This is a genomic window from Streptomyces canarius (assembly GCF_014650735.1).
GTDB lineage: Bacteria > Actinomycetota > Actinomycetes > Streptomycetales > Streptomycetaceae > Streptomyces > Streptomyces olivaceoviridis.
Genome location: NZ_BMVN01000073.1, coordinates 1 through 25,525, shown reverse-complemented (window position 1 = coordinate 25,525; position 25,525 = coordinate 1). Strand labels below are relative to the sequence as shown.

19 protein-coding genes and 6 pseudogenes are annotated in these 25,525 nt (G+C 67.6%); 17 read left to right on the top strand and 8 right to left on the bottom strand.

Annotated features, from left to right (window positions below):
- Nucleotides 1–364: 364 nt before the first annotated feature.
- The 3 genes and pseudogenes from IE294_RS42705 to IE294_RS42695 form a co-directional block, all read right to left on the bottom strand.
- The gene (locus IE294_RS42705; protein WP_189894749.1) at nucleotides 365–1,255 is read right to left on the bottom strand and encodes a glycoside hydrolase family 19 protein; all 891 of its coding nucleotides are present in this window, start codon (nucleotides 1,253–1,255) and stop codon (nucleotides 365–367) included.
- Between the two features lie 206 nt (nucleotides 1,256–1,461).
- Nucleotides 1,462–2,919, bottom strand: coding sequence for an aldehyde dehydrogenase family protein (locus IE294_RS42700; protein ID WP_268252856.1), 1,458 nt, complete (start codon nucleotides 2,917–2,919; stop codon nucleotides 1,462–1,464).
- 62 nt (nucleotides 2,920–2,981) lie between these two features.
- Nucleotides 2,982–3,908, bottom strand: a pseudogene (locus IE294_RS42695) (RNA polymerase sigma factor); the annotation flags it as partial.
- Between the two features lie 533 nt (nucleotides 3,909–4,441).
- Between IE294_RS42695 and IE294_RS42690 the strand changes: the two are divergent.
- The 3 genes and pseudogenes from IE294_RS42690 to IE294_RS49485 form a co-directional block, all read left to right on the top strand.
- A complete protein-coding gene (locus tag IE294_RS42690; protein ID WP_189894748.1) occupies nucleotides 4,442–4,615 on the top strand; it encodes a DUF8636 domain-containing protein in 174 nt (57 codons plus the stop codon).
- A 324-nt stretch (nucleotides 4,616–4,939) separates the two neighbouring features.
- A pseudogene (locus tag IE294_RS42685) lies at nucleotides 4,940–5,533 on the top strand (ISAzo13 family transposase); the annotation flags it as partial.
- A gap of 3 nt (nucleotides 5,534–5,536) precedes the next feature.
- Nucleotides 5,537–5,860: pseudogene (locus IE294_RS49485) on the top strand (helix-turn-helix domain-containing protein); the annotation flags it as partial.
- 28 nt (nucleotides 5,861–5,888) lie between these two features.
- Here the strand turns inward: IE294_RS49485 and IE294_RS50180 are convergent.
- A pseudogene (locus IE294_RS50180) lies at nucleotides 5,889–6,093 on the bottom strand (helix-turn-helix domain-containing protein); the annotation flags it as partial.
- A 246-nt stretch (nucleotides 6,094–6,339) separates the two neighbouring features.
- Between IE294_RS50180 and hutU the strand changes: the two are divergent.
- The 6 genes and pseudogenes from hutU (at nucleotide 6,340) to IE294_RS42645 (ending at nucleotide 13,640) form a co-directional block, all read left to right on the top strand.
- The gene (hutU, locus tag IE294_RS42670; protein WP_189894747.1) at nucleotides 6,340–8,016 is read left to right on the top strand and encodes a urocanate hydratase; all 1,677 of its coding nucleotides are present in this window, start codon (nucleotides 6,340–6,342) and stop codon (nucleotides 8,014–8,016) included.
- Nucleotides 8,013–8,999, top strand: a complete 987-nt coding sequence (gene hutG / locus IE294_RS42665; RefSeq protein WP_306433537.1) for a formimidoylglutamase — start codon at nucleotides 8,013–8,015, stop codon at nucleotides 8,997–8,999. Before hutU ends, hutG begins: the two co-directional genes overlap by 4 nt.
- A 463-nt stretch (nucleotides 9,000–9,462) precedes the next feature.
- Entirely contained in the window at nucleotides 9,463–12,192 is a 2,730-nt protein-coding gene (locus IE294_RS42660) for an aminotransferase class I/II-fold pyridoxal phosphate-dependent enzyme (protein WP_189894746.1), read from the top strand.
- Nucleotides 12,193–12,288: 96 nt separating this feature from the next.
- Nucleotides 12,289–12,876, top strand: a complete 588-nt coding sequence (locus IE294_RS42655; RefSeq protein ID WP_189894745.1) for a HutD/Ves family protein — start codon at nucleotides 12,289–12,291, stop codon at nucleotides 12,874–12,876.
- 45 nt (nucleotides 12,877–12,921) lie between these two features.
- Nucleotides 12,922–13,245, top strand: a pseudogene (locus IE294_RS42650) (transposase); the annotation flags it as partial.
- 53 nt (nucleotides 13,246–13,298) lie between these two features.
- Nucleotides 13,299–13,640, top strand: coding sequence for a hypothetical protein (locus tag IE294_RS42645; protein WP_189894744.1), 342 nt, complete (start codon nucleotides 13,299–13,301; stop codon nucleotides 13,638–13,640).
- 91 nt (nucleotides 13,641–13,731) lie between these two features.
- Here the strand turns inward: IE294_RS42645 and IE294_RS42640 are convergent, their stop codons facing one another.
- Nucleotides 13,732–13,926: a hypothetical protein gene (locus IE294_RS42640; protein ID WP_189894743.1), complete on the bottom strand. Its 195-nt coding sequence runs from the start codon at nucleotides 13,924–13,926 to the stop codon at nucleotides 13,732–13,734.
- Nucleotides 13,927–14,142: 216 nt separating this feature from the next.
- Here IE294_RS42640 and mobF point away from each other — a divergent pair.
- The 6 genes and pseudogenes from mobF to IE294_RS42615 form a co-directional block, all read left to right on the top strand.
- Nucleotides 14,143–14,766 (top strand): annotated as a pseudogene (mobF, locus tag IE294_RS42635) (MobF family relaxase); the annotation flags it as partial.
- Nucleotides 14,767–15,035: 269 nt separating this feature from the next.
- Nucleotides 15,036–15,764 (top strand): TnsA-like heteromeric transposase endonuclease subunit, encoded by a 729-nt coding sequence (locus IE294_RS42630; protein ID WP_189894742.1) that lies wholly within the window; start codon nucleotides 15,036–15,038, stop codon nucleotides 15,762–15,764.
- Nucleotides 15,757–17,829 (top strand): TnsB C-terminal domain-containing protein, encoded by a 2,073-nt coding sequence (locus tag IE294_RS48490; protein WP_229917982.1) that lies wholly within the window; start codon nucleotides 15,757–15,759, stop codon nucleotides 17,827–17,829. Before IE294_RS42630 ends, IE294_RS48490 begins: the two co-directional genes overlap by 8 nt.
- On the top strand, nucleotides 17,826–18,890 hold the full coding sequence (locus tag IE294_RS42625; protein ID WP_229917980.1) for an AAA family ATPase: 1,065 nt from the start codon (nucleotides 17,826–17,828) through the stop codon (nucleotides 18,888–18,890). The genes IE294_RS48490 and IE294_RS42625 overlap by 4 nt, the downstream gene beginning before the upstream one ends.
- Nucleotides 18,874–19,740 (top strand): TniQ family protein, encoded by an 867-nt coding sequence (locus tag IE294_RS42620; protein ID WP_189894740.1) that lies wholly within the window; start codon nucleotides 18,874–18,876, stop codon nucleotides 19,738–19,740. The genes IE294_RS42625 and IE294_RS42620 overlap by 17 nt, the downstream gene beginning before the upstream one ends.
- Nucleotides 19,741–19,899: 159 nt before the next feature.
- Nucleotides 19,900–20,496: a chloramphenicol phosphotransferase CPT family protein gene (locus tag IE294_RS42615; RefSeq protein ID WP_189894739.1), complete on the top strand. Its 597-nt coding sequence runs from the start codon at nucleotides 19,900–19,902 to the stop codon at nucleotides 20,494–20,496.
- A 198-nt stretch (nucleotides 20,497–20,694) separates the two neighbouring features.
- Here the strand turns inward: IE294_RS42615 and IE294_RS42610 are convergent, their stop codons facing one another.
- The 3 genes from IE294_RS42610 to IE294_RS48485 form a co-directional block, all read right to left on the bottom strand.
- Nucleotides 20,695–21,954, bottom strand: coding sequence for an RNA polymerase sigma factor (locus IE294_RS42610; RefSeq protein WP_189894738.1), 1,260 nt, complete (start codon nucleotides 21,952–21,954; stop codon nucleotides 20,695–20,697).
- 2 nt (nucleotides 21,955–21,956) lie between these two features.
- Complete coding sequence (locus IE294_RS42605; protein ID WP_229917978.1) at nucleotides 21,957–22,376, bottom strand: YciI family protein; 420 nt, start codon at nucleotides 22,374–22,376, stop codon at nucleotides 21,957–21,959.
- A gap of 425 nt (nucleotides 22,377–22,801) precedes the next feature.
- On the bottom strand, nucleotides 22,802–24,517 hold the full coding sequence (locus tag IE294_RS48485) for a dihydrofolate reductase family protein (RefSeq protein ID WP_229917976.1): 1,716 nt from the start codon (nucleotides 24,515–24,517) through the stop codon (nucleotides 22,802–22,804).
- Nucleotides 24,518–24,620: 103 nt separating this feature from the next.
- On the opposite strand from IE294_RS48485, the gene IE294_RS49990 reads away from it, so the two are divergent.
- Nucleotides 24,621–25,097 (top strand): IS3 family transposase, encoded by a 477-nt coding sequence (locus IE294_RS49990; RefSeq protein WP_189894736.1) that lies wholly within the window; start codon nucleotides 24,621–24,623, stop codon nucleotides 25,095–25,097.
- Between the two features lie 25 nt (nucleotides 25,098–25,122).
- On the top strand, nucleotides 25,123–25,525 hold a 403-nt coding region (locus IE294_RS42585; protein ID WP_306433536.1), incomplete at its 3' end, for a reverse transcriptase domain-containing protein.

Here is a 25,525-nt window from a genome sequence, read left to right as displayed (position 1 = left end):
GCGGGAAGGCTGCCCGCATCACCGCTCCGACAGTTCTCGATGCCACTCGTTGGAGGGGCGGTCCAGCAAGACCGCCCCTGATGGACCATCAGCCAACTACACTCCCGACGATGCCTCTGACCAGGCAAGATAGCGAAACGCTGCTGGAGTACTAGAAGCGGATCGCCTCGTCGTAGTCGTCGACGACGAGGGTGACCAGGGCGATACGTCTCATCGGGGCCTCTCCGGAGTGGGGATCGACCGGAGACGTTATACGTAAAACCCCGGGTCGCCAGTCGCCCTTGTCGGGGCGTGGAAACGGCGGCGCCCGTCCACCGCGGCCGGCCGGGGCCGGGGCGGTGGACGGGCGGGGCGTCAGGCGGGCTCAGCAGTAGAGGTTGCCGCCCGGTGCGGTGGCGAGGATCTGCGTGAACCGCTGGTAGGCGTCCACACGGCTCTGCACCTGCGCCGGGTTCTTGCCGTCACACTCCAGGGAGCCGTTGATGGAGCGGATGGTCTGCCCGAAGCCGGCGCCGTTGACCATCGCGTTGTGCGGGGTCATGCTGCCGGGCCCGGTCTGCGTGTTCCAGTACCAGAGCGCGGTCTTCCAGGCCACGGCGGAGTCGTTCTGCACGAGCCAGGGGTTGTTGAGCAGGTCGATGCCGAGCGCGTCGCCCGCGGCCTTGTAGTTGAAGTTCCAGCTGAGCTGGATGGGCCCGCGCCCGTAGTAGGCGGACTGGCCGGCCGGGCAGCCGTACGACTGGCTCCAGTCGCAGTAGTGGGGGTAGTTGGCGGTGTTCTGCTCGACGACGTACACGAGGCCGCCGGTCTCGTGGTTGACGTTGGCGAGGAAGGCCGCGGCTTCCTGCCGCTTCACCGTGTCGCTGCCGGTCTTGGCGAAGCCGGGGTAGGCGCTGAGCGCGGCGGTGAGGCCGCTGTAGGAGTAGAAGGAGTTCCGGTTCGGGAACATCTGGTTGAACTGGGCCTCGCTCACCACGAAGCTGCCGGACGGGTTTCCCGAGCCGGTGTCGCAGGCGTAGGGGTCCCAGTACCAGGTGCTGATGGTCGGGTCGTATCCCGGGTTGTCGTGCTCGGCGATGTAGGCCTTGCCGTCGGTGTAGCGCACGATGTCACCGGTCGCGTAGGACCGGCCGGCCGTCCAGGCGGGATAGCTCGAACACGCGGCGGCGGAAGCGGGTGCGGCGGGCAGCAGCACCGGCACGGCGCTGCCGAGGACGAGTGCGGTGACCACGGCGGAGATGCGGCGCCTCGACACAGGAACAACTCCTTTGCGGAGCACGGCCGCACCCGGACGAGGGCAGGGCGGAGCCGGACCCCGAACGCGCGTGCCGGTACGACCCGGCACGGCGTGGGCGCGGCCGTGGTGGGGGGTGGGAGTCATACTCAACCGCTTTGGTCTGTACCAGTCAAGGGTCCAGACCAGTCAACTCCCGTTCGCCACCGCACATATCGGTGCGTACGTCACCGGGCCGGGCTCAGCGGCTTCTCCAGCACCGCCTTGCGGTGGCTGAACGTCTCGATCGAGTAGCGCCCGTGGTAGCTGCCGGTGCCGCTCTCCCCCACGCCGCCGAACGGCAGGTCGGACACGGTGAGATGGGCGGGCGGGAGGCCGTGGCCGAGTCCGCCCGAGGACGTCTCGGCGGCGATGCGCCCGCGGGTGTCGGCGGATTCACTGAAGACGTACAGCGCGAGCGGCTTGTCGCGGTCGTTGATGAAGTCGATCGCCTCGTCCAGGCCCGGCACCGTGACGATCGGCAGCACGGGGCCGAATATCTCCACCCGCATGACCGGCGAGGTGGGATCGACGTCGGCCAGGACGGTGGGCGCGAGGCACTTCGACGCGCGGTCGCCGGTGCCGCCCACGACGACACGGCCCGAGTCGAGCAGGCCCGAAAGCCGGTCGAAGTGCCGTTCGTTGACGATCCGGCCGTACTCGGGGGAGGCCGACGGGTCGGCGCCGTACAGCGTCTCGACGGCGCGGGCCAGCGCGGGTTCCAGGGCGGCGGCGGTCTCCGGGTCGGTCAGGACGTAGTCGGGGGCGACGCAGGTCTGCCCCGCGTTGAGGAACTTGCCGCTCGCGAGCCGGGCCGCGACGACCTCCAGGTCGGTGCCGCGGTCGACGAACGCCGGGGACTTGCCGCCCAGTTCGAGGGTGACCGGCGTGGGGTGCTCCGCGGCGGCCCGCATGATGATCCGGCCGACCGTGCCGTTGCCGGTGTAGAAGATGTGGTCGAGGCGCTCGGCCAGCAGGGCGGTGGTCTCCGGGATGCCGCCCTCCACGACGGCGACCACGTCGGTGTCGAGGTAGGCGGGCAGCAACCGCGCCAGGGCGGCGGACGTCACGGGGGCCAGCTCGCTGGGCTTGGCGACCACCGCGTTGCCGGCTGCCAGCGCGCCGACCACGGGTGCCAGCAGGAGCTGCGCCGGGTAGTTCCAGGGCGTGATGACGAGAACGACGCCGAGCGGTTCGTACTGCGTCCAGGCCGAGGCGTCGGCACCCAGATGGGCGGGGACCGGGGCCGGCTCGGGGCGCAGCCAGCCGGTGAGGTGGTCGAGGGTGTGGTCGATCTCGCGGACCGTGAAGTCGATCTCGGTGCGGTGCGCCTCGGTGGAGCTCTTGCCCAGGTCGGGACCGTTCTCGGTGAGCATCTCGCGCAGGCGGCGCAGCTGGGCCGTGCGCCACTCCAGGGGCTTGGTGCGGCCGGTACGGAAGGTGGCGCGCAACCGGGCGACGGTGGCGGCGGGCTGCTCGGGGGTGGGCTGGTTCACGGTGCTTCGCTGGTGATGCGCGTGCCTGGGGGACGCAGCGCGGTGTGGGTCGGTCGACTCTTCTGCTGGACGGACGGTTCGTCTGCCGGTCGCGCGGGCGGCTCGAAGGCCGGTCCATCCATCCGGCGGATGTATATGCCAACCTTTCACGTGCCCAAGTAAACTCCTCCGGCAGGCGGACGATTTCGCGTGTCCGGTCCGTCACACGGTGGTCAGCGTTCGAGGTGCCGGGCCCGCCGGTCCAGCCAGGCCCGTTCGGCGGGACTCCCGGTGAGCGCGAGGGCCCGGTCGTACGCTCTGACGGCCTCGGTGTCGCGGCCGAGCCGGCGCAACAGGTCGGCGCGGATCGCGTGGAAGACGTGGTAGCCGTCGAGGTCCAGCGCGTCGACGAGTGCGAGTGCCCGGCGCGGACCATCCACCTCCGCGACGGCCACCGCCCGGTCCAGGGCGACGACCGGGGTCTGGGCGATCGCCGTCAGATGGTCGTACAGGCGCAGGATCTGTCCCCAGTCGGTGGCCGCGCCGGTCGGCGCGTCGCTGTGCACGGCCTGGATCGCCGCCTGGATCTGGTACGGCCCCGGCCGGTTACGGCGCAGGCAGCGGCGGACCAGGTCCTGCCCCTCGGCGATCAGGTCCCGGTCCCAGCGGTCGCGGTCCTGCTCGGGCAGCGGGACGAACTCGCCCCGCCCGTCCGTCCGGGCCGCACTGCGCGACTCGACGAGGAGCATCAGCGCCAGCAGACCGGTCGCCTCTGGCTCGTCCGGCATCAGCTCCGTGATCAGGCGGCCCAGGCGCACGGACTCGGCGCACAGGGCGGCGTCACCGGTGTACCCCTCGTTGAAGATCAGGTAGACGACGGCGAGGACAGCCGTGAGCCGGTAGGGCAGGTCGGCGTCGCGGGGCACCCGGTACGGGATGCGCGCGTCGCGGATCTTCGCCTTGGCACGGACCAGGCGCTGCGCCATGGTCGGCTCGGGCACCAGGAAGGCGCGGGCGATCCGCTGCGTGCTCAGGCCGCCGAGCAGCCGCAGGGCCAGGGCGATCCGCGCCTGCTCGGCGAGTGCGGGATGGCAGCAGGTGAACAGGAGCCGGAGCTGGTCGTCGCGCACGGGGCCCTCCTCCGCGGGCGGGTCGGAAGCGATCACCGGGCGGTCGTGGAGTGGCGTAGCAAGGGCCTGTTCTGACTCGTCCTGGCGTGCGCGGGACTGTTCCGTCAGGTGTGCCAGCCTGTCGCGGATGGCGTGTGCGTGGGAGTCTTCCGGTGCCGTGTGCGGGTGTGCTTGATCCGCGGCCGTGCCGGCTTGCGGGTCGTGTGTCGTGCCGGTGTGCCCATCAGCGGACAGGGCCGCGAGGAAGCGTCGTTTGGCTTCCAGATCCGCCCAGGTGCCCCGGTGTCGTGCCGATCCGTCCTGGGTGACCCAGATGATTCCGCCGGCGTCCGGTTCGGCGGATACGGGGCCGGAATCCGGCGCGTGCGGCTGCGTCCGGCCCAGTTGCCTCCGTGCCGCCGGGTAGGACCGTCCGTGCTCGCGTACCTCTTCGCTCAGTCCTGTCGGCTCGGTCGCAATGGTGGTGGAGGTGAGCGACTCCCACGCCGCGGCCAACTCCTGCGCCACGGCCTCTGCATGGCGGTCCGTCTCACGCGGTATCCAGACCGGCTCCCAGATCTGCCATGCGCAGCTACGGCTTCACCTGGACCGACCCCGATGGCACTGCCCGCGCCTCCGCCGTCGCCTACGACGAGGTCTCCGCCAGCCGGCGGCGGGACGAACTGGAGAAGGCCGGGGCCAGTGACATCGAGAGAGTCGAGGTGAAGCCCGGCGAGCTGCCGGCCCCGCGCCGCTGAGCCCCGTGCCATTGCACGGACAGGGCAGGTCATGCTGAACGCGGCCGGGCGGGACGTGCTCGCTCGCAACGTTCCTCGAGCGGCGCAGCCGTCGTCGGCCGCGCCGACGGCACAGCACGGCCGGGGCCGACGCAGGACGGCGGTGGACTCGGCGACGGGGCACGCCGGCCCCGGAGCAGGACCGGCCGCCGGAGGCGGTACGGCGCGGCCGGGGGCGAGTCGCGGGGCGGCGACGGCCCCCGGCGCGGACAGGCACGACAGCACGGGCAGCGGACCGGATGCGACGAAGCCCAGCTGGACCAGCTCGCTGGTTGCCGGAGCAGCGTCGACACCAAAGCCAAGGAATGGCTCGGTAACCGAGACCGGCCCGGCCGTACCTGGCGGCCGGGTAAGGACCCGATCAAAGTCGACTGCCACACCTTCACCACCAGCGACCAGCCCGTCGCCATCCCCTACGGGATCTACGACATCGCCACCAACACCGGCTGGGTCAACGTCGGGACCGACCACGACACCGCCGAGTTCGCGGTCGAGTCCATACGCCGCTGGTGGCAGCGCCGCGGACGGGTGCACCACCCGGACGCCACCCGGCTGCTGATCACCGCCGACGCCGGCGGCTCCAACGATCCCCGCCGCTGGACCTGGAAGAAGTACCTGGCCGCTTTCGCCCCGGAGAGCGGCCTGGAGATCACGGTCTGCTACTTCCCGCCCGGCACGTCGAAGTGGAACAAGATCGAACACCGGATGTTCTGCCACATCACCGCGAACTGGCGTGGCCGCCCACTGACCAGCTACGAGGTCGTCATCGAGACCATCGCCGCGACGACCACACGCACCGGGCTGACCATCGGCGCCGAGCTGGACACCGGCAACTACCGCCTGGGCACAACGGTGACCGCCGCCGAGTTCCAGGCCCTGTTCGCCGTGCTGGAGCAGGAACTGGCCAAGGGGCCGGTGCGCACGGCTGGGCGGACCAGACCTGGACCTTGTCACGGATCAAGACGCTGATCGGGCGCCGGTTTCACATGAGCTACACCGTGCAAGGGGGTGGCCGCCCTGCTGAAGCGGCACGGCTGGAGCTGCCAGGTGCCGGCCCGCCGGGCGGTGGAGCGCGACGAGGCGGCGGTGGGCCGGCTGGGTGAAGGAGCCCTGGCCGCAGGTGGAAGGACCGTGGCGGCGCTCGACGCCTGGTTCGTCTTCGAGGACGAGGCCGGCTTCTCGATGACGCCGCCCACCACCCGCACCTGATCCTGTCGCGGCCACACTCCCGTCCCCGGCCCCCTGGAGGCCAGGGCTCTCGGCCCGCCCTGGGACCAGGCCTTGCGCCAGCGCTGTACCGACCGGACGCCGACCCGCAGGTCGTGCGCGATGACCGCGGTCTCGTCGCCCTGGACGAACCGCTCGGCCGCCTCCATCCTCAACTTCTCCCGGAAGGCACGCCGCTCGCCGGTCAGCCCGCCCCCTTGCGCATACCTCATGCAATCGGCATACCGCAGACCGTCAGCCTCTCCGACACCACGCTTTGAAGGTCGGTAAGGAGAGCCGGCGGCTTACGTGGGCGCAGCGGAGTCATCGAGACGGACCCGCCGACGTCTGCGGCTGCTCCGGGGACAGCCCGACCGCACGGTCTCGGATCCGAGAATCCAGATCGATGTCTCTGGCTCCCGCCGAACCCATCGTCTGTCATGGAGGACGCAACAGATCGGATCGCCGCAGGAGGTAACATGACCAGCCATTCCGCCAACCTCGACGAGATTCGCGCCCCACGTGGCTCCACCCTGAACTGTCTCGGCTGGCAGCAGGAGGGCGCCCTGCGGATGCTTATGAACAATCTTGACCCCGAGGTCGCCGAGCATCCGGAAGACCTGGTCGTCTACGGCGGCACCGGCAAGGCTGCCCGCAACTGGGCGGCCTTCGACGCCCTCGTCCGCACCCTCAAGACGCTGAAGAACGACGAGACCCTGCTGGTGCAGTCCGGTAAGCCGGTCGGCGTTATGCGCACCCATGAGTGGGCACCACGGGTACTCCTCGCTAATTCCAACCTCGTGGGCGACTGGGCCAACTGGGAGGAGTTCCGGTCTCTGGAGGCGCAGGGACTGACGATGTACGGGCAGATGACCGCCGGTTCCTGGATCTACATCGGCAGCCAGGGGATCCTTCAAGGCACGTACGAAACCTTCGGCGCCGTCGCCCGCAAGAAGTTCGACGGGACCCTGGCCGGGACCATCACTCTGACCGCCGGCCTTGGCGGCATGGGCGGCGCCCAGCCGCTCGCCGTGACGATGAACGGCGGTGTCGCGATTTGTATCGATTGCGACACTTCCCGTATCAAGCGCCGCATCGCTCACCGCTACCTCGATGTCGCCGCAGACTCCCTGGAGCACGCCCTCCAGCTCGCTGTCGAGGCCAGGCACGCTCACACGCCGCTGTCCATCGGTCTCGCCGGAAATGCGGCAGAGGTGTTCCCCAGACTGCTGGAGATCGGCGCCCCCATCGACATCGTGACCGACCAGACCTCGGCGCACGATCCGCTGTCGTACCTTCCCCTCGGTGTGAGCATGGAGGAGTGGCACGAGCAGGCCCGTAAAGACCCTGCCGACTTCACCGAGCGCTCGCGGGCGTCCATGGCTAAGCAGGTCGAAGCCATGGTCGGCTTCCTCGACGCGGGCGCCGAGGTCTTCGACTACGGAAACTCCATCCGCGACGAGGCCCGCAAGGCCGGCTATAAGCGCGCGTTCGACTTCCCCGGCTTCGTACCGGCCCACATCCGCCCGCTGTTCGAAGAGGGCCTCGGCCCGTTTCGCTGGGCTGCGCTGTCCGGCGACCCCGCGGACATTGAGGCCACCGACAAGGCGGTCCTGGAGTTGTTCCCGGAGAATGAGCACCTGCATCGCTGGATCAAGATGGCCGGTGAACGTGTGGCCTTCGAGGGCCTGCCTGCCCGCATCTGCTGGCTCGGCTACAACGAGCGTCACCGCGCAGGTCTGCGGTTCAACGAGATGGTCGCTTCCGGCGAGGTTTCCGCTCCGATCGCTATCGGCCGAGACCACCTGGACTCCGGTTCCGTCGCCTCGCCCTACCGCGAGACCGAGTCGATGCTGGATGGTTCCGACGCCATAGCCGACTGGCCGCTGCTCAATGCCCTAGTGAACACATCCTCCGGAGCATCCTGGGTTTCCATCCACCACGGCGGCGGTGTGGGCATGGGCCGCTCCATCCACGCGGGCCAGGTGTGCATCGCCGACGGCACCGAACTCGCCGCCCAGAAGCTGGCCCGGGTCCTCACCAACGACCCTGGTATGGGCGTCATCCGTCACGTGGACGCCGGATACGAGCACGCCACCCTGGTCGCGCAGCAGCGCGGCGTGCGCATCCCGATGGCGGAGACGGAGGGGAAGTGAAAACTGATCACTCTGTGACCGTCGCTGCAGACGTGGCCCCTCAGTCCTGGACAGGTCGGGACGACGGGCCGGGGGCAGACAACCTGCGATGGCACCACGTAGTCGGCATTGACGCCCATCACGCCGAACCATCCGACGTAGCGTTCGTCGGCTTCCGTAGTGACGAGGGAGTCCGGCGCAACAAGGGACGTCAGGGTGCGCGGAATGGCCCGCGCGCCCTGCGCGACGCCCTCGCGTCCATGGCACTGGCGACACCGGTGCGGATACTGGACGTCGGTGACATCGACGTAGGTGACGGCGACCTGGAAAGCGGACATCAACGCCTAGGCGCAGTGATCACCCGGCTCATCGACCGAGGCCACCCCGTCGTGGTGCTGGGCGGCGGCCACGAGGTGGCCTACGGCAGCTACCTCGGGCTCGCCCACAGCCGCGCGTTGTGTGAGGGCAGCCGTCTTGGAGTACTGAACCTCGACGCCCACTTCGACCTTCGCGACGATGCCCAGCCCAGCTCCGGCACGCCGTTCCTGCAGATGTCGCAGTACGAGAAGCGGTGCAAACGTCAGCTGAACTACTGGGTGCTCGGTGTGAGCCAGCCAAGCAACACGCAGCGGCTATTCCACACCGCGGACACGTTGGGCGTGCGCTATCTCCAGGACATCGAGTGTCACCCGCGCGAGCTGCCGCGCATAGACGGGTTCATCGGCGGTTTCATCGACAGCTGCGACATCGTGCATCTCAGCATCGATCTCGATGTGCTGCCCGCCGCTGTGGCTCCGGGCGTCAGTGCCCCAGCCGCCTACGGAGTTCAGATGGACATCATCGAGCACGTGTGCGCCAAGGTGGCGGCGAGCGGCAAGCTGGCCGTCTGCGACATCGCCGAACTGAACCCCGATCTCGACATCGACAATCGCACGGCGCGAACCGGTGCCCGACTGATCCACCGCATCCTGACGTCCAGAAGTGCGCCGACCCGCCGAGGGTGACCAAGGCGAGGCTCCAGGGGGGTGGGGAGCGCGACAGTACCCCCGCATCCATCGCCACCAGGTAGGCAGCCAGGCTGCGTGAAGTGGACAGCCTCAGCCTGGCCATACGCCCTCGCTCCCGACGATTCCAAAGCGCTGGTCGTAGGGGAGCCGGCACGACGCTGGGCGAGGCTCTCTGGTTGACGACGGCCGGCGGCGCGCAAGCACTGCGTATGTCGAGCGTCTGGCACCTCACGCCCCGGAGCGCCGGCGTATCTGTTCCTGCTTAAGGCCACCGCGCACGGGCGTTTCGCCTCTCGCCCCTGGGCGTCGTTGCTCCCGCGGCAGTCTGATAGGCCGGCCGACGCCCTTCCGTCAAGTGTGTAACCGTAAATGCGAAGCAGTCCCTCCCTACACCCCATTCCTCCTTCGTCCGCCTCCTCCAAGGGCGGCTGCTGCACGACGTCGCGTGAAGGAACTTTAGATGGATAACCGAGCCGCTGAGGCAGAGCTTGCCACTTCTGCCCCCTTGACCGCCAGCGTCTACAACAGCGTCGGACAGATGCGCGCTGACGCATGGAGCTCGCTGGAGGAACTGGCACGCCGGTGGGCAGGCGGCCCTAGCGTTGACGTCTCTCCGCAGCGGACTGCCCAGCGGCTGGAGGAGCTGTTCGGCCTCCTGGCTCCGATCGAGAACTGCTGGGCCTTTCCTGGCAAGACGGGCCTCGGCGAGCTCCGCCGGCTGTACGAGATTGGTGACCGTCAGCGGCTGGCCCAGCGCGTGATGGAGTTGAACCGGGTGCTGGGGACCGATACCTACCGAACCGCCTCACCCCCTCCGGCCGGCCAGGAGGATGCAGTCGGCGAAGCACCACACGCAGGCGTGTCCTCCGATAAGCCGTACTTCGAGGTCCTCGTTGTCGGTGATCTCGACGAAACCGAAGCGGCAACGCTGCGGAAGAGGCTGTGCCGCCTACGCCGTGAGGACGACGAGTTCATCTACAACATCGTCATGGCCCCCAGCTTCGAGGACGCGGTGATCGCGACGCTGGTGAACGACAGAGTGCAGGCGGTGGTGATCCGACACCGATTCGCCAACCGGTCCGAGCACAACTTGCAGGTGGTGCGACGCTTCTTCGACGACCCTGTCACAGATAAGATCCCACAAGGGCAGCCGTTCGAGCAGCGCGCACAGCTACTTGGCGCCCGCCTCCATGCCGTGCGGCCCGAGTTGGATCTCTACCTGATGGCAGAAGCATCGGTGGAGAGGACCGCAGGCACGCTCAGCCAGCATTTCGCGCGGGTCTTTCATGCACGAGAAGGACTGCTTGATCTGCATCTGTCGATCTTGCACGGTATCGGCGACCGGTACAGGGCGCCGTTCTTCACCGCCCTGCGGGCGCACAGCCAGCGGCCGACCGGCGTGTTCCACGCTCTGCCTATCTCCCGCGGCACCTCGGTGATCAACTCTCATTGGATCCCAGAGATGGTCCGCTTCTACGGGCTTAATACCTTCCTCGCCGAGACGTCCGCCACCTCTGGCGGCCTTGACTCGCTGCTGGAGCCCACCGGACCGCTGAAGGAAGCCCAAAACCTCGCGGCCCAGGCGTTCGGCGCCCGGCAGACGTATTTTGTCACCAATGGCACGTCCACCGCCAACAAGATCGTTGTGCAGGCTCTGGTCCGGCCCGGCGACATTGTGCTGGTGGACCGGAACTGTCACAAGTCACATCACTACGGGCTGATGCTCGCCGGCGCCCACGTGGTCTACCTCGACGCCTATCCACTCGATCGCTACGGCATGTACGGAGCTGTGCCAGTAAAGGAGATCAAGCGGAAACTGCTGATGTTGCGGCGAGAAGGCATCCTGCACCGCGTGAAACTACTTCTGCTCACCAACTGCACTTTCGACGGGATCGTCTACAACCCCTCCCGGGTGATGGAAGAATGCCTGGCGCTCAAGCCAGACCTTGCATTCCTATGGGACGAGGCATGGTTCGCTTTCGCGCACTTTCACCCGGTGTACCGCCGCCGCACTGCGATGGCCGGAGCGCGCGAGATGGTCGATCGCTTCCGTGACGCGCACTACGCCGACGAGTACTCTGCCCACCGGCAGCAACTCGGCGATAACCCGGACGACGAGTGCCTGCTCAGTCAACGCCTGATACCGGATCCCGACACCGTCCGCGTCCGGGTGTATGCCACGCAGTCAACGCACAAGACCCTGACCTCGCTGCGCCAAGGCTCCATGATCCATGTCTTCGACCAGGACTTCAGGCACAAAGCGGCGGAAACGTTCCGCGAGGCATATATGACGCACACGTCAACCTCCCCCAACTATCAAATTATCGCGTCTCTTGACCTCGGGCGGCGCCAAGCCGTATTCGAAGGTTTTGAACTGGTGCAGAAGCAACTCGAGCAGGCGGGCGTACTCAGAGACGCAATTGACCAGCACCCACTTCTAAGTCGGTACCTGCGCTTCCTCACCACCCCCGACCTCATACCGGCCGAGTTCCGGCCCTCCGGTGTCGATCAGCCACTGCGCACCGGACTGTCAATAATGGCGACGGCTTGGGAAAAAGACGAGTTCGTCCTTGACCCCGCCCGGGCAACGTTGCACGTAGGGCTCACAGGGATTGACGGAGACACCTTCAAGCACGAACACCTAATGGACCGATACGGTGTTCAGGTCAACAAGACGACGCGAAACACTCTTCTCTTCATGACCAACATCGGGACCACGCGCAGCGCGGTCGCCTATCTCATCGAGGTGCTCGTCAAAATAGTCGAAGAATTGGAGGAACGAATTGAGGATATGAGTCCCGCCGAGCGCACCGTCCACCATCGACGGGTACGCGCACTCAGTGACCCCTCGACCGGCTTGCCCGACTTCAGTGCGTTCCACGCCAAATTTCGCCCAGCGGTTAATATCTCCGCTGGGGACCTGCGCCAGGCGTTCTACCGCGCATACGACGACACCCAATGCGAGTATCTGACTGCCCAGAAGGTAACCGAAGCCCTCGCGGACGGTCGTGAGATCGTATCGGCTACGTTCGTCACGCCGTACCCACCTGGTTTCCCAGTGCTGGTTCCAGGCCAGTTGATCAGTCAAGCAGTGCTGACCTACATGGACGATCTCGATACACGCGAAATACATGGTTATGTCCCGGAAGTTGGCTACCGGGTCTTCACCCAATCCGCAGTAAATATGTAAATATAGGACGGGAAAATAGGTCACCCATCATCCCGCTCGGAGAGAAGAGCTAGCCTGCGGAACCGTCTCGTATGGAAGAGAGTATCAGTGAAGATAATGCGATCATTCGAGCGGGTCTCGACAGAGTGGAAAAACGGGGGAGGAATCACCCGGGAGGTTGCCTCTGGGCCGCCGGGGGCGAGTTTGGACGATTTCACATGGCGTGTCAGCCTCGCTGACGTTGCGCTCGGTGGCCCGTTCTCCGTTTTCAGCGGCATCGACCGGATCCTCGCAGTCGTCGACGGGCCGGGTATGACGCTCGTGGTGGACGGGGTACCTCATCGAGTAGACCCCTATGAGCCGTTCACCTTCTCCGGCGATGCCGTCACGGTAGGCACGCTGTTGGGCGGCCCGATCGTCGATTTGAACGTCATGGTCCGGCGTGCCAAGGCGACGGCGCAAGTCCGGATCGTGCGTGATCGGGCATCCATGCAGTCTCGTCGCAACGTCTGCGTGCTGGCCATCCCGCTCACCGGATCGGCCGTCCTTCAACGGGCCGATGTCACCCTGGAGCGACTGGACGCGGCGATCCTGTCGGATGGAGAGCTGGACACACTCAGCGTCACGGGAGTGACAGCGGTTGTCACTCTCACGCCGCGCCAGACCAGCCAACCTCTGACTACTGACTTCTGCTCGTCAGGGTGAACCTTCGAGAAGTCCTTGAAAAGCCTGTGGTGGTAGCCGTGTTGGATTGTTCCGGACGGGTTGTGGGAGATCGCGAAGCCGCTGAGCCCGCCGTCGAAGGTGCAGCCGCAGGGCGGCAGGACGCAGCACACGCCTGATAAGACGCTGTTCGCGGCCATCGTCTACGTGCTGGTCAGCAGCTGCGCCTAGCGGGCACTGCCGCCCTGCTTCGGTATATCGAAGTCGACCGCTCACCGCCGGTTCCTGATCTGGTCGAGAGCCGGCGTCTGGGGTCGTCTGCACGAAACGGTGCTGTACCGGCTTGATGACGCCGGCCTGGTCGACGTCACCGGCGTCGTCCTCGACTCCGCCCACGTCAGGGCTAAAAGGCACTCCCAGAAGGATCGAGCGCGAACACAGGGCACGTCCAGGTCCTCGCACCAGTGCTCCGGCACAACGGTCTGGAAGCCGTCAGCGAAGCGTGGGCGAAGGCCGAGAAGAAGAACGGGCAGCCCACCGCAGCGACCCTCAAGGCGGCCGTCGACGATCTCGGATACGGCAAGCCGAAGCAGGCAATCCAGGGAGAGGTGCTGAGCAGCACCAACCACCCGGTCACCACCCCGAGCGCGGTGGGCCAGCTGGAGAATGCCGTGGCGCTCGCCAAGAAGCACCTGACGCGAGGGCTGATGAAGAAGGCGTTCGAGGAGAGCCCGGAGGATGCCCGTCGCCTTGCTGAGGAAGTCGCCTCCTGGGCAGCGATGGTGACCAAGGCCGCCTCCAAGTAGCTGACTGGAGTTGAGGGGGCCGGTTTCCCAAACTTGGGAAACCGGCCCCTTCGTGCGGTGTGGCAGGTGGCGCAGTATTCGCACGGCACCGTCATGCGTCGCCGTAACGGCTCTGCATCACCTCCGTCCACTGCTCGGGCCGGGTCGCCTGGCAGCCGGGGCATCGACGCCTGGTGACACGCTCGGTGGTGGGGAAGCCGGACTGCGCGGAGCGAACCTGGAGCACGTCCAGGAACAGCGGCGTGCGGCAGAGGGGACAGGGCTCTCCGTATCTGGTGATCTTCATGGACGGGAGAGTGCACACACCGGCGGCTTACCGTCTCGGGCTGCCGCGGCAGCCCGCCTGGCGGGCGCTCCGGTAAAGACTTGACGATGGCCTCCCGCCCGGCGGGAAGGACCCCGGATCGCGCTTCTGCGCACGTCGGCACCGGGGTTCCATGACCAGATGATCAGCCAAACGAAGATCCGTCCGGGAGACGAGCGCTATCTCTTTCGCGGTGTGATGGTCGGCGACGGCCAGCGTGCTGCGGGCACGTCGCTGCGCGCCGCCCAGGACGAAGCCGGTGTCCCGCCCGGGATCTGGAAGGGCCGGGGCCTGGCCGCGGTCGGTCTCAGGGCCGGGGACGTGGTGACCGAGCGGCAGGCCGAACTGCTTCTGGGGGAGGGCCGGCACCCGGATGCCGACCGGATCGAGCGCGAGCTCCTGGCGCAGGGCAAGAGCCCGGCGCAGGCGCGGCGGGCGACCGTGCTGGGCAGGCCTATCGTGCACAACCGCTCGCCCAAGACCGACAAGGCCAAGGAGCGCATCCCCTGGCTCGGCATGCACCTGGTGTTCCGGCCCCCGCCGACGGCGGACATCGCGTGGGCGCTGGCTGACTACGAGACCCGCCGGGTGCTGGAGCTGTGCCAGGACATTGCCCGGGACAAGACGCTGGCGTGGATGGAGGATGCGGTCGCGCAGATCCGTTGGAAAGGCGGCGGCAAGCACTGCGCCCGGGTCAAGGACGGGCTGATCGTCGCGGTCTTCCGGCACTACGAGTCCAGAGCTGCCGAGTCGAAGCCCCTCTTGCACGATCATGCGCTGGTCTCGATTCGGGCCCGGCGGTCGGATGGCAAGGGGACGTGGGTGTAGGTTCGCATTTCGAATGTCCCTTTCTCTCTAGCGATGGCCCTTGTCCGGCCCATGGGACATAGAAGTGAGACCTGCAGTGTCCTGTCGCATTGAAGCTGTCGGATTCCCACTCGTTCTCGTTCGTGGTGGCGGATTCTCGTTGCGTCGCGTGCTGAGCGACAGAGTTTGCTTCGTTCGTGGGGTTTGATCTCATTTCGCTGCTCTCGTTCTCACTGCGCCTGTCACGGTCGGTTTCGGCATGTATGTGAGTGCTGGGGGTGGCGATGGACCTGGATCTGGTCGAGGTCGAGTGGGCTGACGGGGTCGGTGGCGGGCTGCGGAAGTCGGTGCTTGGGGCAGCGGCTCGGGTCGTGTTCGAGTCGGTGCCCCCGGTCCGGCGTTTTGCGTCGTACCGCGGGCAGCGGCACTTCACGGGCTGGTGCTGGGCTGCGACGACGGAGTCGTTGGTGGGGTTCGAGTCCTGGCTGGAGCGGGATCGGGCGATGTTACTCGATCACGATCGGCGGGTGGTGGGGCTGGCTTCGCAGCCGTTCCGGGTGTCGTGGCCGGGGCTGACGCGCCGGATCTCGCACACGCCGGACTACTTCGTGCGGCTGGAGGACGGGTCGGGTTTGGTGATCGATGTCCGGCCGGCGGACCGGGTGGGCCCGGAGGACGCGGTGAAGTTCGCGGCGTCCGAGGCGATGTGCCAGGCGATGGGGTGCTGGTCGTATGTGCTGGTACACGAGCCGGAGCCGGTGGAGATGGCCAATGTCCGCTGGCTGTCGGGCTATCGGCATCCGCGCAACCGGGTCGGCACCGTCGCGGCCCGGCTCGGGGAGGTCTTCCACGAGCCGCGGCTGCTGATGGACGGCGCCCAAGCAGCGGGCGATCCGTTGGCGGTGCTGCCCACGCTCTTCCACTTGTTGTGGTGCGGTGATCTGACGGTCGACCTTACGGTTCCGCTCGGCGACGGATCGCGGGTCGGCCTTGCGGCTGTGGGCCATGAGTGAGCTGGCTCCCCGAGGGGTGCTGAAGGTCGGGGACCGGCTCCGGTTCGAGGGCCGCACTCAGCAGATCGTCGGGCTGGAGGGCACGGCTCTGCGGCTGGTCAGCGAGGACGGAGACCTCAGCGTGATGGCGGCCTCGCACGTGATGGCTGACGCCGACTTCGAGCTCCTCGACCGGGCATCGGATGCGGTGCCGGAGGCGGCCTTGCCGCCGTTCGCGCTGGTGGACGCGCTGCCTCCGCCGGTGGTCGAGCAGGCCCGGTTCTGGGAACGGCACGTCGTGGAAGTGATCACCGGCCTGCCGCCGGACGCAGAGGAGGGAATGGCTCCCCGGCCGGAGTACGACCCGGCCTGGCGGACGCTGATGGAGCGGGAGGCCGCGAAGGTCGCCGAGATGGCGGCCGGAGGGCAGCGGATCAGTCGGCGGACGTTTTTCCGGATGCGGCAGCGTTACGAGGCCGAGGGGTTGTGGGGACTGGTGGACGGCCGGTCCCGGAAGCCTCCGGCGCCGGTCCCGGGCACCGGCCGGGTCGACGAACGCGTCGTGTCCGCCCTCGCCGAGGCACTGGCGGGCCAGACGGAGCTGTCGACGGGCGACCGCAAGCGGCTGATGATGCAGACCGAGCAGATCCTCACCGAGAAGTACGGCGAGGGGGCGGTGGAGCTGCCGAAGCGGGCGACCTTCTACCGGCTGGTGAACAACGTCGCCAAGAACAACGAGCCCTTCGGCTCCGCGGTGGTCCGCCGTCAACGGGTGCTTCGCCCCGCAGGCCCGTTCACCCCGTCGATGGCCGCCCGGCCGGGAGAGATCGTGCAGATCGATTCCACCCGGCTGGACGTGATGGCGGTCCTGGACGACGGTGTCGTCGCCCGTCCGGAGATGACCATCGCGGTCGATGTCACCACACGCACGATCTGCGCGGCCCTGCTGCGGCCCGGCGGCGCCAAGGGCGTCGACGCCGCATTGCTACTGGCAAGGATGCTGGTGCCGGAGCCGATGCGGCCGGGGTGGAGCCAGGCACTGGCGATGGCGGACTCGATCCTGCCGCATGAGCGGCTGATGGCAGTCGATACCCGGCTGGAGCAGGCCGCGGCCAAGCCGGTGATCATCCCGGACACCATCGTCATCGACCACGGCAAGGTGTTCGTCTCCAACACGTTCTCCTCGGCCTGTTCGCTGCTAGGGATCTCCCTCCAGCCCGCCCGACCCCGGACCCCGACAGACAAGGCCATCGTGGAGAGGACCTTCGCGTCGATCAACTCATTGTTCTGCCAGTACGTCGCGGGCTACACCGGCTCTGACGTCACCCGCCGCGGCAGTGACCCGGCCGCCGAGGCGGTATGGACCCTCGCCCAGCTCCAGGATCTGCTGGACGAATGGATCATCTGCTGGCAGCAGCGTCCGCACGAGGGCCTGCGCAACCCCTACATGCCGGGGCGGACACTGTCGCCGAACGAGTCGTACGCGATCGCCGTCGCCCGCGCTGGCTATCTGCCCGTCGCGCTGTCGACGGAGGACTACATCGAGCTGCTGCCCGTCGTCTGGAGGGCCATCAACGACTACGGCGTCAAGATCGACTACCGCACCTACGACAGTCCGGACCTCAACCGGCTCCGTCGGCAGCCGTCCGGGATGACGGCCAAGCAGGACCTGTGGGAGGTCCACTACGACCCCTACGACGTCTCCCGCGTCTGGGTACGGCGAAGCGACACCCGACGATGGATCGAGGCCACCTGGACCCACCTGCCCATGGTCCGGGCCCCGTTCGCCGACTTCACCTGGCGACACGCACGCCAGCTCCTCGCCGACCAGGGGAAAGACGACACCAGCGAGACCGCCGTCGCCCAGGTCCTGGCCAAGCTCCTGCGACGGTCCGGGAAGCCGCCTGCCGGATCCGCCCGCGTGCTGGCCCGCACCCGGGCCGCCATCGAGGCGCCCTCGCGGCCCGCGCTTCCGCCGCCCCCGGCCGTCGAGACGGAGGACCACAACGGAGACGACGAGGAGATTCCGGTCACCCCGTTCGGTGTCTTCAACCCGCTGGAAGAGGAAGGAAAGCCGCTGTGGTGACTCCGCCCGCTGCCGATGACGAGCACAACCCACTGACGACGAAGGTCGGATGGCGACGGTTCGTCGACGACAGCCCCGCTTGCCCGCAGATGCTCTCGCTTCGGGCCTTCAAGGCCCTGAGCGAGGAGAGTCTCCTCGCCTACAACGAGCCCCGGCTGGACTACCACTCCCGCCTCGTGGTCGTGGCCACTCCCACCATCCGCAACGTGTTCACCACCGGCAGGCGGCTCGTTCTGCTCAACCGACACCAAATCTCCGGCCGCCGCGGCCTGATCGTCACCGGCCAGGCCGGGACCGGGAAGACCACCGCCATCGCCCAACTCGGCCGCAACCATGAACTCCTGGTCCGCAAACGGCTCGGCTCGGCCGCCGCGGGACGCATGCCGGTCGTCTATGTCACCGTCCCGCCCCGGGCCACCCCGAAGATGCTCGCCATCGAGTTCGCCCGGTTCCTGGGCCTCCCTGTCCACCGGCAAGAGACCCAGACGTCCATCACCAACGCGGTCTGCGATTTGCTGATCAAACTGAGGGTCGAGCTCGCCCTGGTCGACGAGATCCACAACCTCAACCTCGCGACCCAGGCCGGAGCCGAAGCCTCCGACCAGCTCAAGTACCTGTCCGAGCGCATCCCCGCCACCTTCGTACTGGCCGGCATCGACGTCGCGGCCAGCGGCTTGTTCAGCGGGGTCCGCGGGCAGCAGATCGCCGGCCGCTACACCGTCACCGACACCGAGCCGTTCGCCTACGGCACCAACGCACAACGACAGGACTGGAGGAACCTGGTCGCCTCGCTCGAAGACGCGCTCAGGCTGCACCGTCACAAGCCCGGCAGCCTGGTCAAGCTCGACGGCTACCTCCACGAACGCACCGACGGCGCGATCGGCAGCCCCTCCCAACTGGTTCGAGGGGCTGCCCTTGAGGCCATCATCAGCGGCAACGAGGCCATCACACGCAAGACCCTCGACACCATCGAAGTTGACCAGACCGCCGAGGACGCCCGCACTGAACGGAGCCGGGCGCGCAAACCCCGCCGTCGGAGGCCGGATGCCGACGCAGCCTGATCAACTCCGCCCGCTGCCCGTCTCTCCCGGCCCCGTCCACAACGAGACGCTCGGCTCCTACCTGCACCGCCTGGCCATCGCGAACAACCGACCCGCAGGCGTCCTCGCCCGACTGCTGGGCCCCCTTCCCCCGGAGTTCTCCCCGCTCAGCGACACCACAGCCACCTGGACTCCCCACTCACCGCACGGCCTGGCCACCCTCGCCGAACGCCCGGTGACGGTACTTGCCAGGGCCCTGCCCGCACTTGCGGACTTCCTCAACCCCGACGGCCCGCAGCCCCGACCACACCGGGTGATCGGCCGTCCCTGCCGATGCTGCACAGCCCGCCGCAGCTCCACGGCATCCCTGGTGATTCTCGTCCTGCCCGCTCACCAGCACCTGTGCTGGCGTCACCAACGCTGGACCCGCTCGACCCACGACATCCCGCTCACACATCTGCCGGAAGTCATCCCAGCTCAGCGACGACTCGATCAACTCGCCCGCCGCTACCGGCACCTCGGACAGGCTCTCAACCTTGCGCGGAAGATCGTCGAGGAGTGGTCTTTCTCCGGCATGCCGATCGACCTCGCCAGCGAATGGACCGACCGCCTCGATCGCATCGAGAGGCACCCCGCCAGCATGAGGATCCCCGCCGAGGACCGCCACCACCTCGCGGCCTTCCCCGAGATCGCGGTGCTGGCGAACCTGATCCTCGACCCTCCCACCCACACCATCGATCCCAAGGAGCTCTACATCGCCACGACAGCAGAACTAAGCCGACGATTCGCTCGGATCTACACCACCTTCGGAACCCAGGACCCGCTCTACCAGCGCTTCTGCAAACCCTTCGCAGCCCAGACACCCGATTGATCAGCCTTCGGGCAAGCGACAAGCTCGCTGCCATTTCCACCCTGTTGGCTCATGGCCTGCGAGCCTTCGGCGTCCAGGACTGCCGTCTTGCCGGGCGCCGAGATCTACTGGAGATCCCCTCAACGCGGAGCCGGAACGGCACCATGTGACCATGCCGATATGACATCTGGTCGGATCATCTTCCTCAATGGCACCTCCAGTTCAGGGAAGTCGAGCATCGCCCGGGAGCTTCTGGACATCCTGGATGACGGCGTCTTCTTCCACCTGGCGGTCGACAGCTTCAACGCGATGCGCAGCAAGCGGGAGCTCGGGGCGGAGGAGCTCGACGCCGCGCTGCGGCGGACCAGGATGGGCTTCCACCGCTCGATTGCGGCCATGGCCGAGGTGGGCAACGACATCGTGGTCGACCATGTGCTGAGCGAGCCGTGGCGACTACTCGACTGCCTGACGGTGCTGCCACCCGAGGACGTACTGTTTGTCGGCGTCCACTGCCCGCTGGACGAGCTGGCCCGCCGCGAGCTCGCCCGGGGCGACCGCCCGCCGGGCCTCGCGGCACACCAATACGACCTGGTCCATGCCCACGGCGACTACGACGTGGAGTGCGACACCAGCACGGCAAGCCCACGCGAATGCGCACAGCGCATCAAGGAACTCCTCCCGCACCGCCCCAGCCCCGCCGCCTTCACCCGCCTCCGACGACGCTATCTGACGGACAGCCAAGAACCGCCGACGGCGAAGCACAGCCTCTTCGGCTAGGCTCAAACGCGCTCATGCCACGCTGGACTTCCACAGAAGCCAGGTGCAGTGAGAATCCTGCACCATGCCAGTCTCACCCCAACTGGCAATACCGCAGCTCAGCGCGAAGATCCACAGTCAACTTCGCTCCGACAGGACATGCAGAAAGCACACTGACCTGCGGTGCCGCCGCTCGGCTGCGGAGCGCCGCAGGGGCCGTCAGCCGTCCGGGGGGCGCTCGGCGAGTGCCTTGGTCACGCGTTCGAGCAGCAGCCGGCGCTCGTGCCGGGTGGGGGCGAGTTCGGCGGCGCGCTCGAGTTGTTCGGCCGCCTCGGTGTTCCGGCCGACGCGGAGCAGGAGGTCGCCCCGCACCGCGCCGAACAGGTGGTAGCGGGCCATCCGCCGGTCGTCCAGGAGCGAGTCGACCACCGCCAGCGCGGTCTGCGGTCCGTCGCTGTGCAGAAGGGCCACCGCCCGGTTCAGCTCGACCACGGGGGACGGCGCCAGTTGGGCGAGGGCGTCATAGAGCGCGACGATGCCGGCCCAGTCGGTGCCGGCGAAGGTGGCCGCCCTGGCGTGGTACCCGGCGATGGCGGCCTGGATTGTGTAGGGGCCGAGCGGACGGCCCAGACCGGTCGCCCGCTCGAGCATGGCGAGACCGTGGGTGATGAGTGTCCGGTCCCAGCGCCGCCGGTCCTGGTGCTCGAGGAGCACCGGCGCGCCGTCCGCGTCGGTGCGGGTGGCGAACCGCGAGGCCTGCAACTCCATGAGGGCGACCAGCCCGAAGACCTCGGGTTCACGCGGCAGCAGCCCGGCAAGTACGCGTCCGAGCCGCATCGCCTCCCGCGCCAGGTCCCGTCGTACCCACTGGTTGCCGGACGTGGCCGCGTACCCCTCGTTGAAGACGAGGTAGACGACTTCGAGCACGGCGCCGACCCGGGCCGGCAACTCCTCGACCGGCGGCGGTTCGAAGGGCACGCGCGCTTCTGACAGCGTGCGCTTCGCCCGGGAGACACGCTGCCCGAGCGTCGCGGAGGGCACGAGGAAGGCCCGGGCGATCTCGTCGGTGGTGAGGCCCGCGACTAGGCGCAGGGTCAGTGCCACCCGCGACTCGGGGGCGAGTACGGGATGGCAGGCGATGAAGGCGAGGGTGAGCAGGTCGTCGGGGATCCGGTCGAGTGCCTGCTCGGCCATGTCGGGGGCCCGGTCGTCCAGGTCGGCGGCCAAGAGGGCCGCCTTGCGCCGACCAGCCTCCTCGCGCCGGGCACGGTCGATCGCCTTGTGCCGGGCGGTGGACATGAGCCACGCGCCCGGCCGCGGCGGGACGCCGCCGGAGGGCCACTGTTCGAGGGCGGCCACGAACGCCTCGGAGGCGAGGTCCTCCGCCACCGCGACATCCCCAATCTGCCGGGCGAGCGTGGCGATGATCTGCGGCGACTCGATCCGCCACAGCGCTTCGATCGACCGGCGGACGTCCATGATCAGCCCTCGACGCCCCGCTCCTGGAGCTGCCGGCTCTTTTCGAGCGTCGCCGGGTCGATGCTCTCGGCGAAGTCCACCATGTCGAACAACGGCCGGATCTCAAGCGTCTGCGTCGAACCGTACTGCGGGTCGAAGGGGCACCGCCTCGCCCATTCCACGGCCTCCGCGAGCGAGCTGACCTCCCAGATCCAGTAGCCGGCGATGATCTCCTTCGACTCCGTGAACGGCCCGTCGACCACCGAGGTGCCGCCCGCCGTGAAGACCACCTGGGCCCCGGCGCTGCTGGGCTTCAGCCCCTCTCCGCCGAGCAGGATGCCGGCGTTGACGAGCTGTTCGTTGTAGGCCTGCATCTTCTCGAACATCTCCTGGGACGGCCGGCCCTTGTCCTCGTCGGCGCCGGTCCCCTTCGTTGTCACCATGACCCGCATGATGTGATTCCCTCCGCTGTCGGTCAGTGCGCGCCGCAGGTCCGGCGCAGGACATCGGCGACGAGGTCGTAGTCGACCTCGTCACCCTCTCAGATGTCGACGGCCTTCCGCTCACCGTTGCCGAGCGGCCGAAGCAGCCCGGGCACGGCGTCGACGCCGGCCGCGTCGAACACCATGAACGTGACCTTGTCCTTCGCGACATGGATCGCCGCCGCATGACCGCCGTCACGAAGGAAGTGGGGCTTACCGTACTGGAAGGCCTACTCGACGCCGGGGACCGTGCGGTGCGCCAGCTGCCGCAGCCTTGCACACCTGCTTCTGCCAGGGCTTCGCCTTCTCGATGTAGTCCGTCACGTCGTCGTTCACACTGTCCTCCTGGGTGGGTGGGGGCTGAGTCGCCGGTGCCGTCGCGTCCGTTACCGCGTGGTCGGGCGGTAGGTGAGCACCACCACGCCGGAGTCGAAGGTCACCGCGTCCACCAGTTCGACCGGGCAGGTGCTCCCCGGCCGGAAGAGCGGCCGGCCGCCGCCCTTGATCACCGGGTAGAACCAGATGCGGTACTCGTCGAGCAGTCCGGCCGCGGCGAGGTCGTCGGTGAGCCGGCCGCTTCCCCAGGTGAGGATGTCGGCGCCGTCCTGCCGCTTGAGCTCGCCGACCGTGCCGACCAGCTCACCCCCGGGGATCACCGTCACCGGTCCCCACTCCGCGGTGTCGACCGGCCCGGAGGCGACGACGTACTTGGGGATCGCGTTGACGTGGTCGGCGTACGGGTTGCCGCCCATGTTCGGCCATGCCTGGGCCATGCCCTCGTAGGTGACGCGGCCCAGGAGCAGCGTGTCGGCGCCAAGGGTCAGCTCGAAGGCGTACTTCTGCGCTGCCTCGTCGTTGTACCGGAGCGACCACTCATGCGGGTCGTTGATGCAGCCGTCGAGGGTCGCGTAGGTGGAAGCGATGATCCTGCGCATGGGAGTCCTCCCTGGTGAAGTGACCGGGCCCGGTGGCCCTGCTGCCCGGTCTTCGAACGGGAGGCGACGTTTTCGACATCGGCGGGAGAGAATCACCAACGGCTGGCGTCTGAGCCGGGAACCGCTCGCCGAGATCGCGCTCGGCGGCTGCGCGGTTACTGACCGCCCCCCGGACAACCCCAAGGGACAAGATCGTGAGACAGAGTCTCGTGACACTCGGATGAGACAGCCGAGAAAGGCGCAGGTCGCCACACCAGAACGGGACATTCCGAATGCGGGCCTCGCTGCGATTTCTGCGGGCTCCGACGCCATCAGCAGCGTCCGAGGAGGGCGGAAGATCAGCCGATGCGGCATGCCCTGCATACGGAAATCGACCGTGGCCGGCTTGACGGCCGGTTCCCGGCCCTCTTTTTTGCCGTCCTTGTCTTTCTTCTTGCCGAATTTGGACTTGAGCTTCGCCCAGAGTTTTTTGCCCGCCTTGGCGATGAAGTCGACGATTTTGTCGATGGCCCTGTTGACAGGGCGGGAGACTTTTTGAAAGACCTGCTTGATTTTGTTGGCCAGGTCGCCGATTTCCAGGAGGGAGGCCAGGAGGCCGATGAGGAGGGGGATGCTGGCGGCCAACGCGGTTTCGACCGCCTTGGGGACGCCTGCTGAGCCGCCGTTAGCTATCTGGGTGACCGCATTCAGGACCGCGTTGACGAACCCCACGATCTGGGCGCCCTGGTTCACGACGAACGTGACGATGTCGATGATTCCCTTGACCGCGCGGACGAACGCCGACGCCGGGTTGAGCAGGGACAGGATCCAGGTGATGTCCGCCATGATGACCGTGGGGATGAGGTAGGACTTCAGCTCTTCGAGGATGGTGGACTTAAGGTCGCCGACCTCTGCGGTGATTTCCTTTGCGGCGCCCGCTGGGCCCTCCGTCGCCAGTGCCTTCGCGACGGGGACGGATTTTTCGGCGGCGGTGACTGCCTGGTCGGGGACGCCCTTGCGGGTGATGCGGGCGCGGATGTTGGCCCAGGTCAGGCCGAGGAGGGAGGCGATCAGCTGGATAATGCCCTTGAGGTCGAACTTGGAGGGGATTTCGATGCCTGAGGGCAGCTGGTGCGAGTCGGCCGCGGGGCCGCCGGGCCGAGGCGTCCGTTGAGCCGCCCACTCCACTGGAGACGGAGAACGCGGCCCTGCGCAAGAAGGTCCGCGAGCTGGAGGAAGAGCGCGAGATCCTGCGGAAAGCTGCGAAGTATTTCGCCGGGGAGACGCGCTGGTGAACCGCTTCCAGTTCGTCGCCGACCACCAGCGCCGCTACGGCGTGAAGCGGCTGTGCACCATCCTGGGCATCGCCCGCTCCAGCTTCTACTATTGGCACCGCACCGCCGCCGACCGGGCCGCCCGGCGGGCGGCCGACGCCGCTCTCGCCGCAAGGATACGGGTCGTGCACCGCGAGTCGGACGGCACCTACGGCGTTCCCAGGATCACCGCCGAGCTCCGCGAGGACGGCGAACGCGTCAACCACAAGCGGGTCGCACGCGTGATGCGGAGCATCGATCTGGCCGGCGTGAGGCTGCGGCGCAGGCACCGCTTCGTGTGTGACCCGGCCACCCTGGTGGTGGCGTTCGAGCGGGTCGCAGGCAACACCGGAGCCCGAACTGCGGGCGTGGACGGCCTTCGCGTCGACCACGTGCAGGCATTCGGGGCGGAAGCGTACTTGGAACAGATCCGTTCTCACGTGGCCGGTGGCTGAGTACGCCGAGCTACGGGTACGGAAGATGCAGATCAAGCTGCACCGTTGGGCGGTAGCCGATCATGGCTTCCGGTTCGACGTCTTTCGGCCAATGCCGGTGCGCGAACGGATGATCCCCAAGGCGGGCGGGAAACCGCGGCGCCTTGGGATCCCGACCATCGCAGATCGGGTGGTCCAGGCTGCGCTGAAGCTGGTGATGGAGCCCATCTTCGAGGCGGACTTTCGTCCGTGCTCGTACGGGTTCCGGCCCAACCGGCGTGCGCACGACGCGATTGCCGAGATCCATCTGTTCGGCACCCAAGGTTACCGATGGGTGCTGGATGCTGATATCGAGGCGTGCTTCGACCGCATTGACCACGCGGCCCTAACCTCGATCTTGCATGACGGTCCGCCGACGGAGTCGGTGGACCGTCTCGCTTTCGGCGGTT

What these genes read in the sequence shown, in the direction of transcription:
- IE294_RS48490 (WP_229917982.1), top strand. Translation starts at nt 15,757, where the DNA reads ATGAGTGAGCTGGCTCCCCGAGGGGTGCTGAAGGTCGGGGACCGGCTC.
- IE294_RS42660 (WP_189894746.1), top strand. Translation starts at nt 9,463, where the DNA reads ATGGATAACCGAGCCGCTGAGGCAGAGCTTGCCACTTCTGCCCCCTTG.
- hutU (WP_189894747.1), top strand. Translation starts at nt 6,340, where the DNA reads ATGACCAGCCATTCCGCCAACCTCGACGAGATTCGCGCCCCACGTGGC.
- IE294_RS42655 (WP_189894745.1), top strand. Translation starts at nt 12,289, where the DNA reads ATGCGATCATTCGAGCGGGTCTCGACAGAGTGGAAAAACGGGGGAGGA.
- IE294_RS42615 (WP_189894739.1), top strand. Translation starts at nt 19,900, where the DNA reads ATGACATCTGGTCGGATCATCTTCCTCAATGGCACCTCCAGTTCAGGG.
- IE294_RS42605 (WP_229917978.1), bottom strand. Translation starts at nt 22,376, where the DNA reads ATGGTGACAACGAAGGGGACCGGCGCCGACGAGGACAAGGGCCGGCCG.
- IE294_RS42690 (WP_189894748.1), top strand. Translation starts at nt 4,442, where the DNA reads ATGCGCAGCTACGGCTTCACCTGGACCGACCCCGATGGCACTGCCCGC.
- IE294_RS42620 (WP_189894740.1), top strand. Translation starts at nt 18,874, where the DNA reads ATGCCGACGCAGCCTGATCAACTCCGCCCGCTGCCCGTCTCTCCCGGC.
- IE294_RS42610 (WP_189894738.1), bottom strand. Translation starts at nt 21,954, where the DNA reads ATGGACGTCCGCCGGTCGATCGAAGCGCTGTGGCGGATCGAGTCGCCG.
- IE294_RS42630 (WP_189894742.1), top strand. Translation starts at nt 15,036, where the DNA reads ATGGACCTGGATCTGGTCGAGGTCGAGTGGGCTGACGGGGTCGGTGGC.
- IE294_RS42640 (WP_189894743.1), bottom strand. Translation starts at nt 13,926, where the DNA reads ATGAAGATCACCAGATACGGAGAGCCCTGTCCCCTCTGCCGCACGCCG.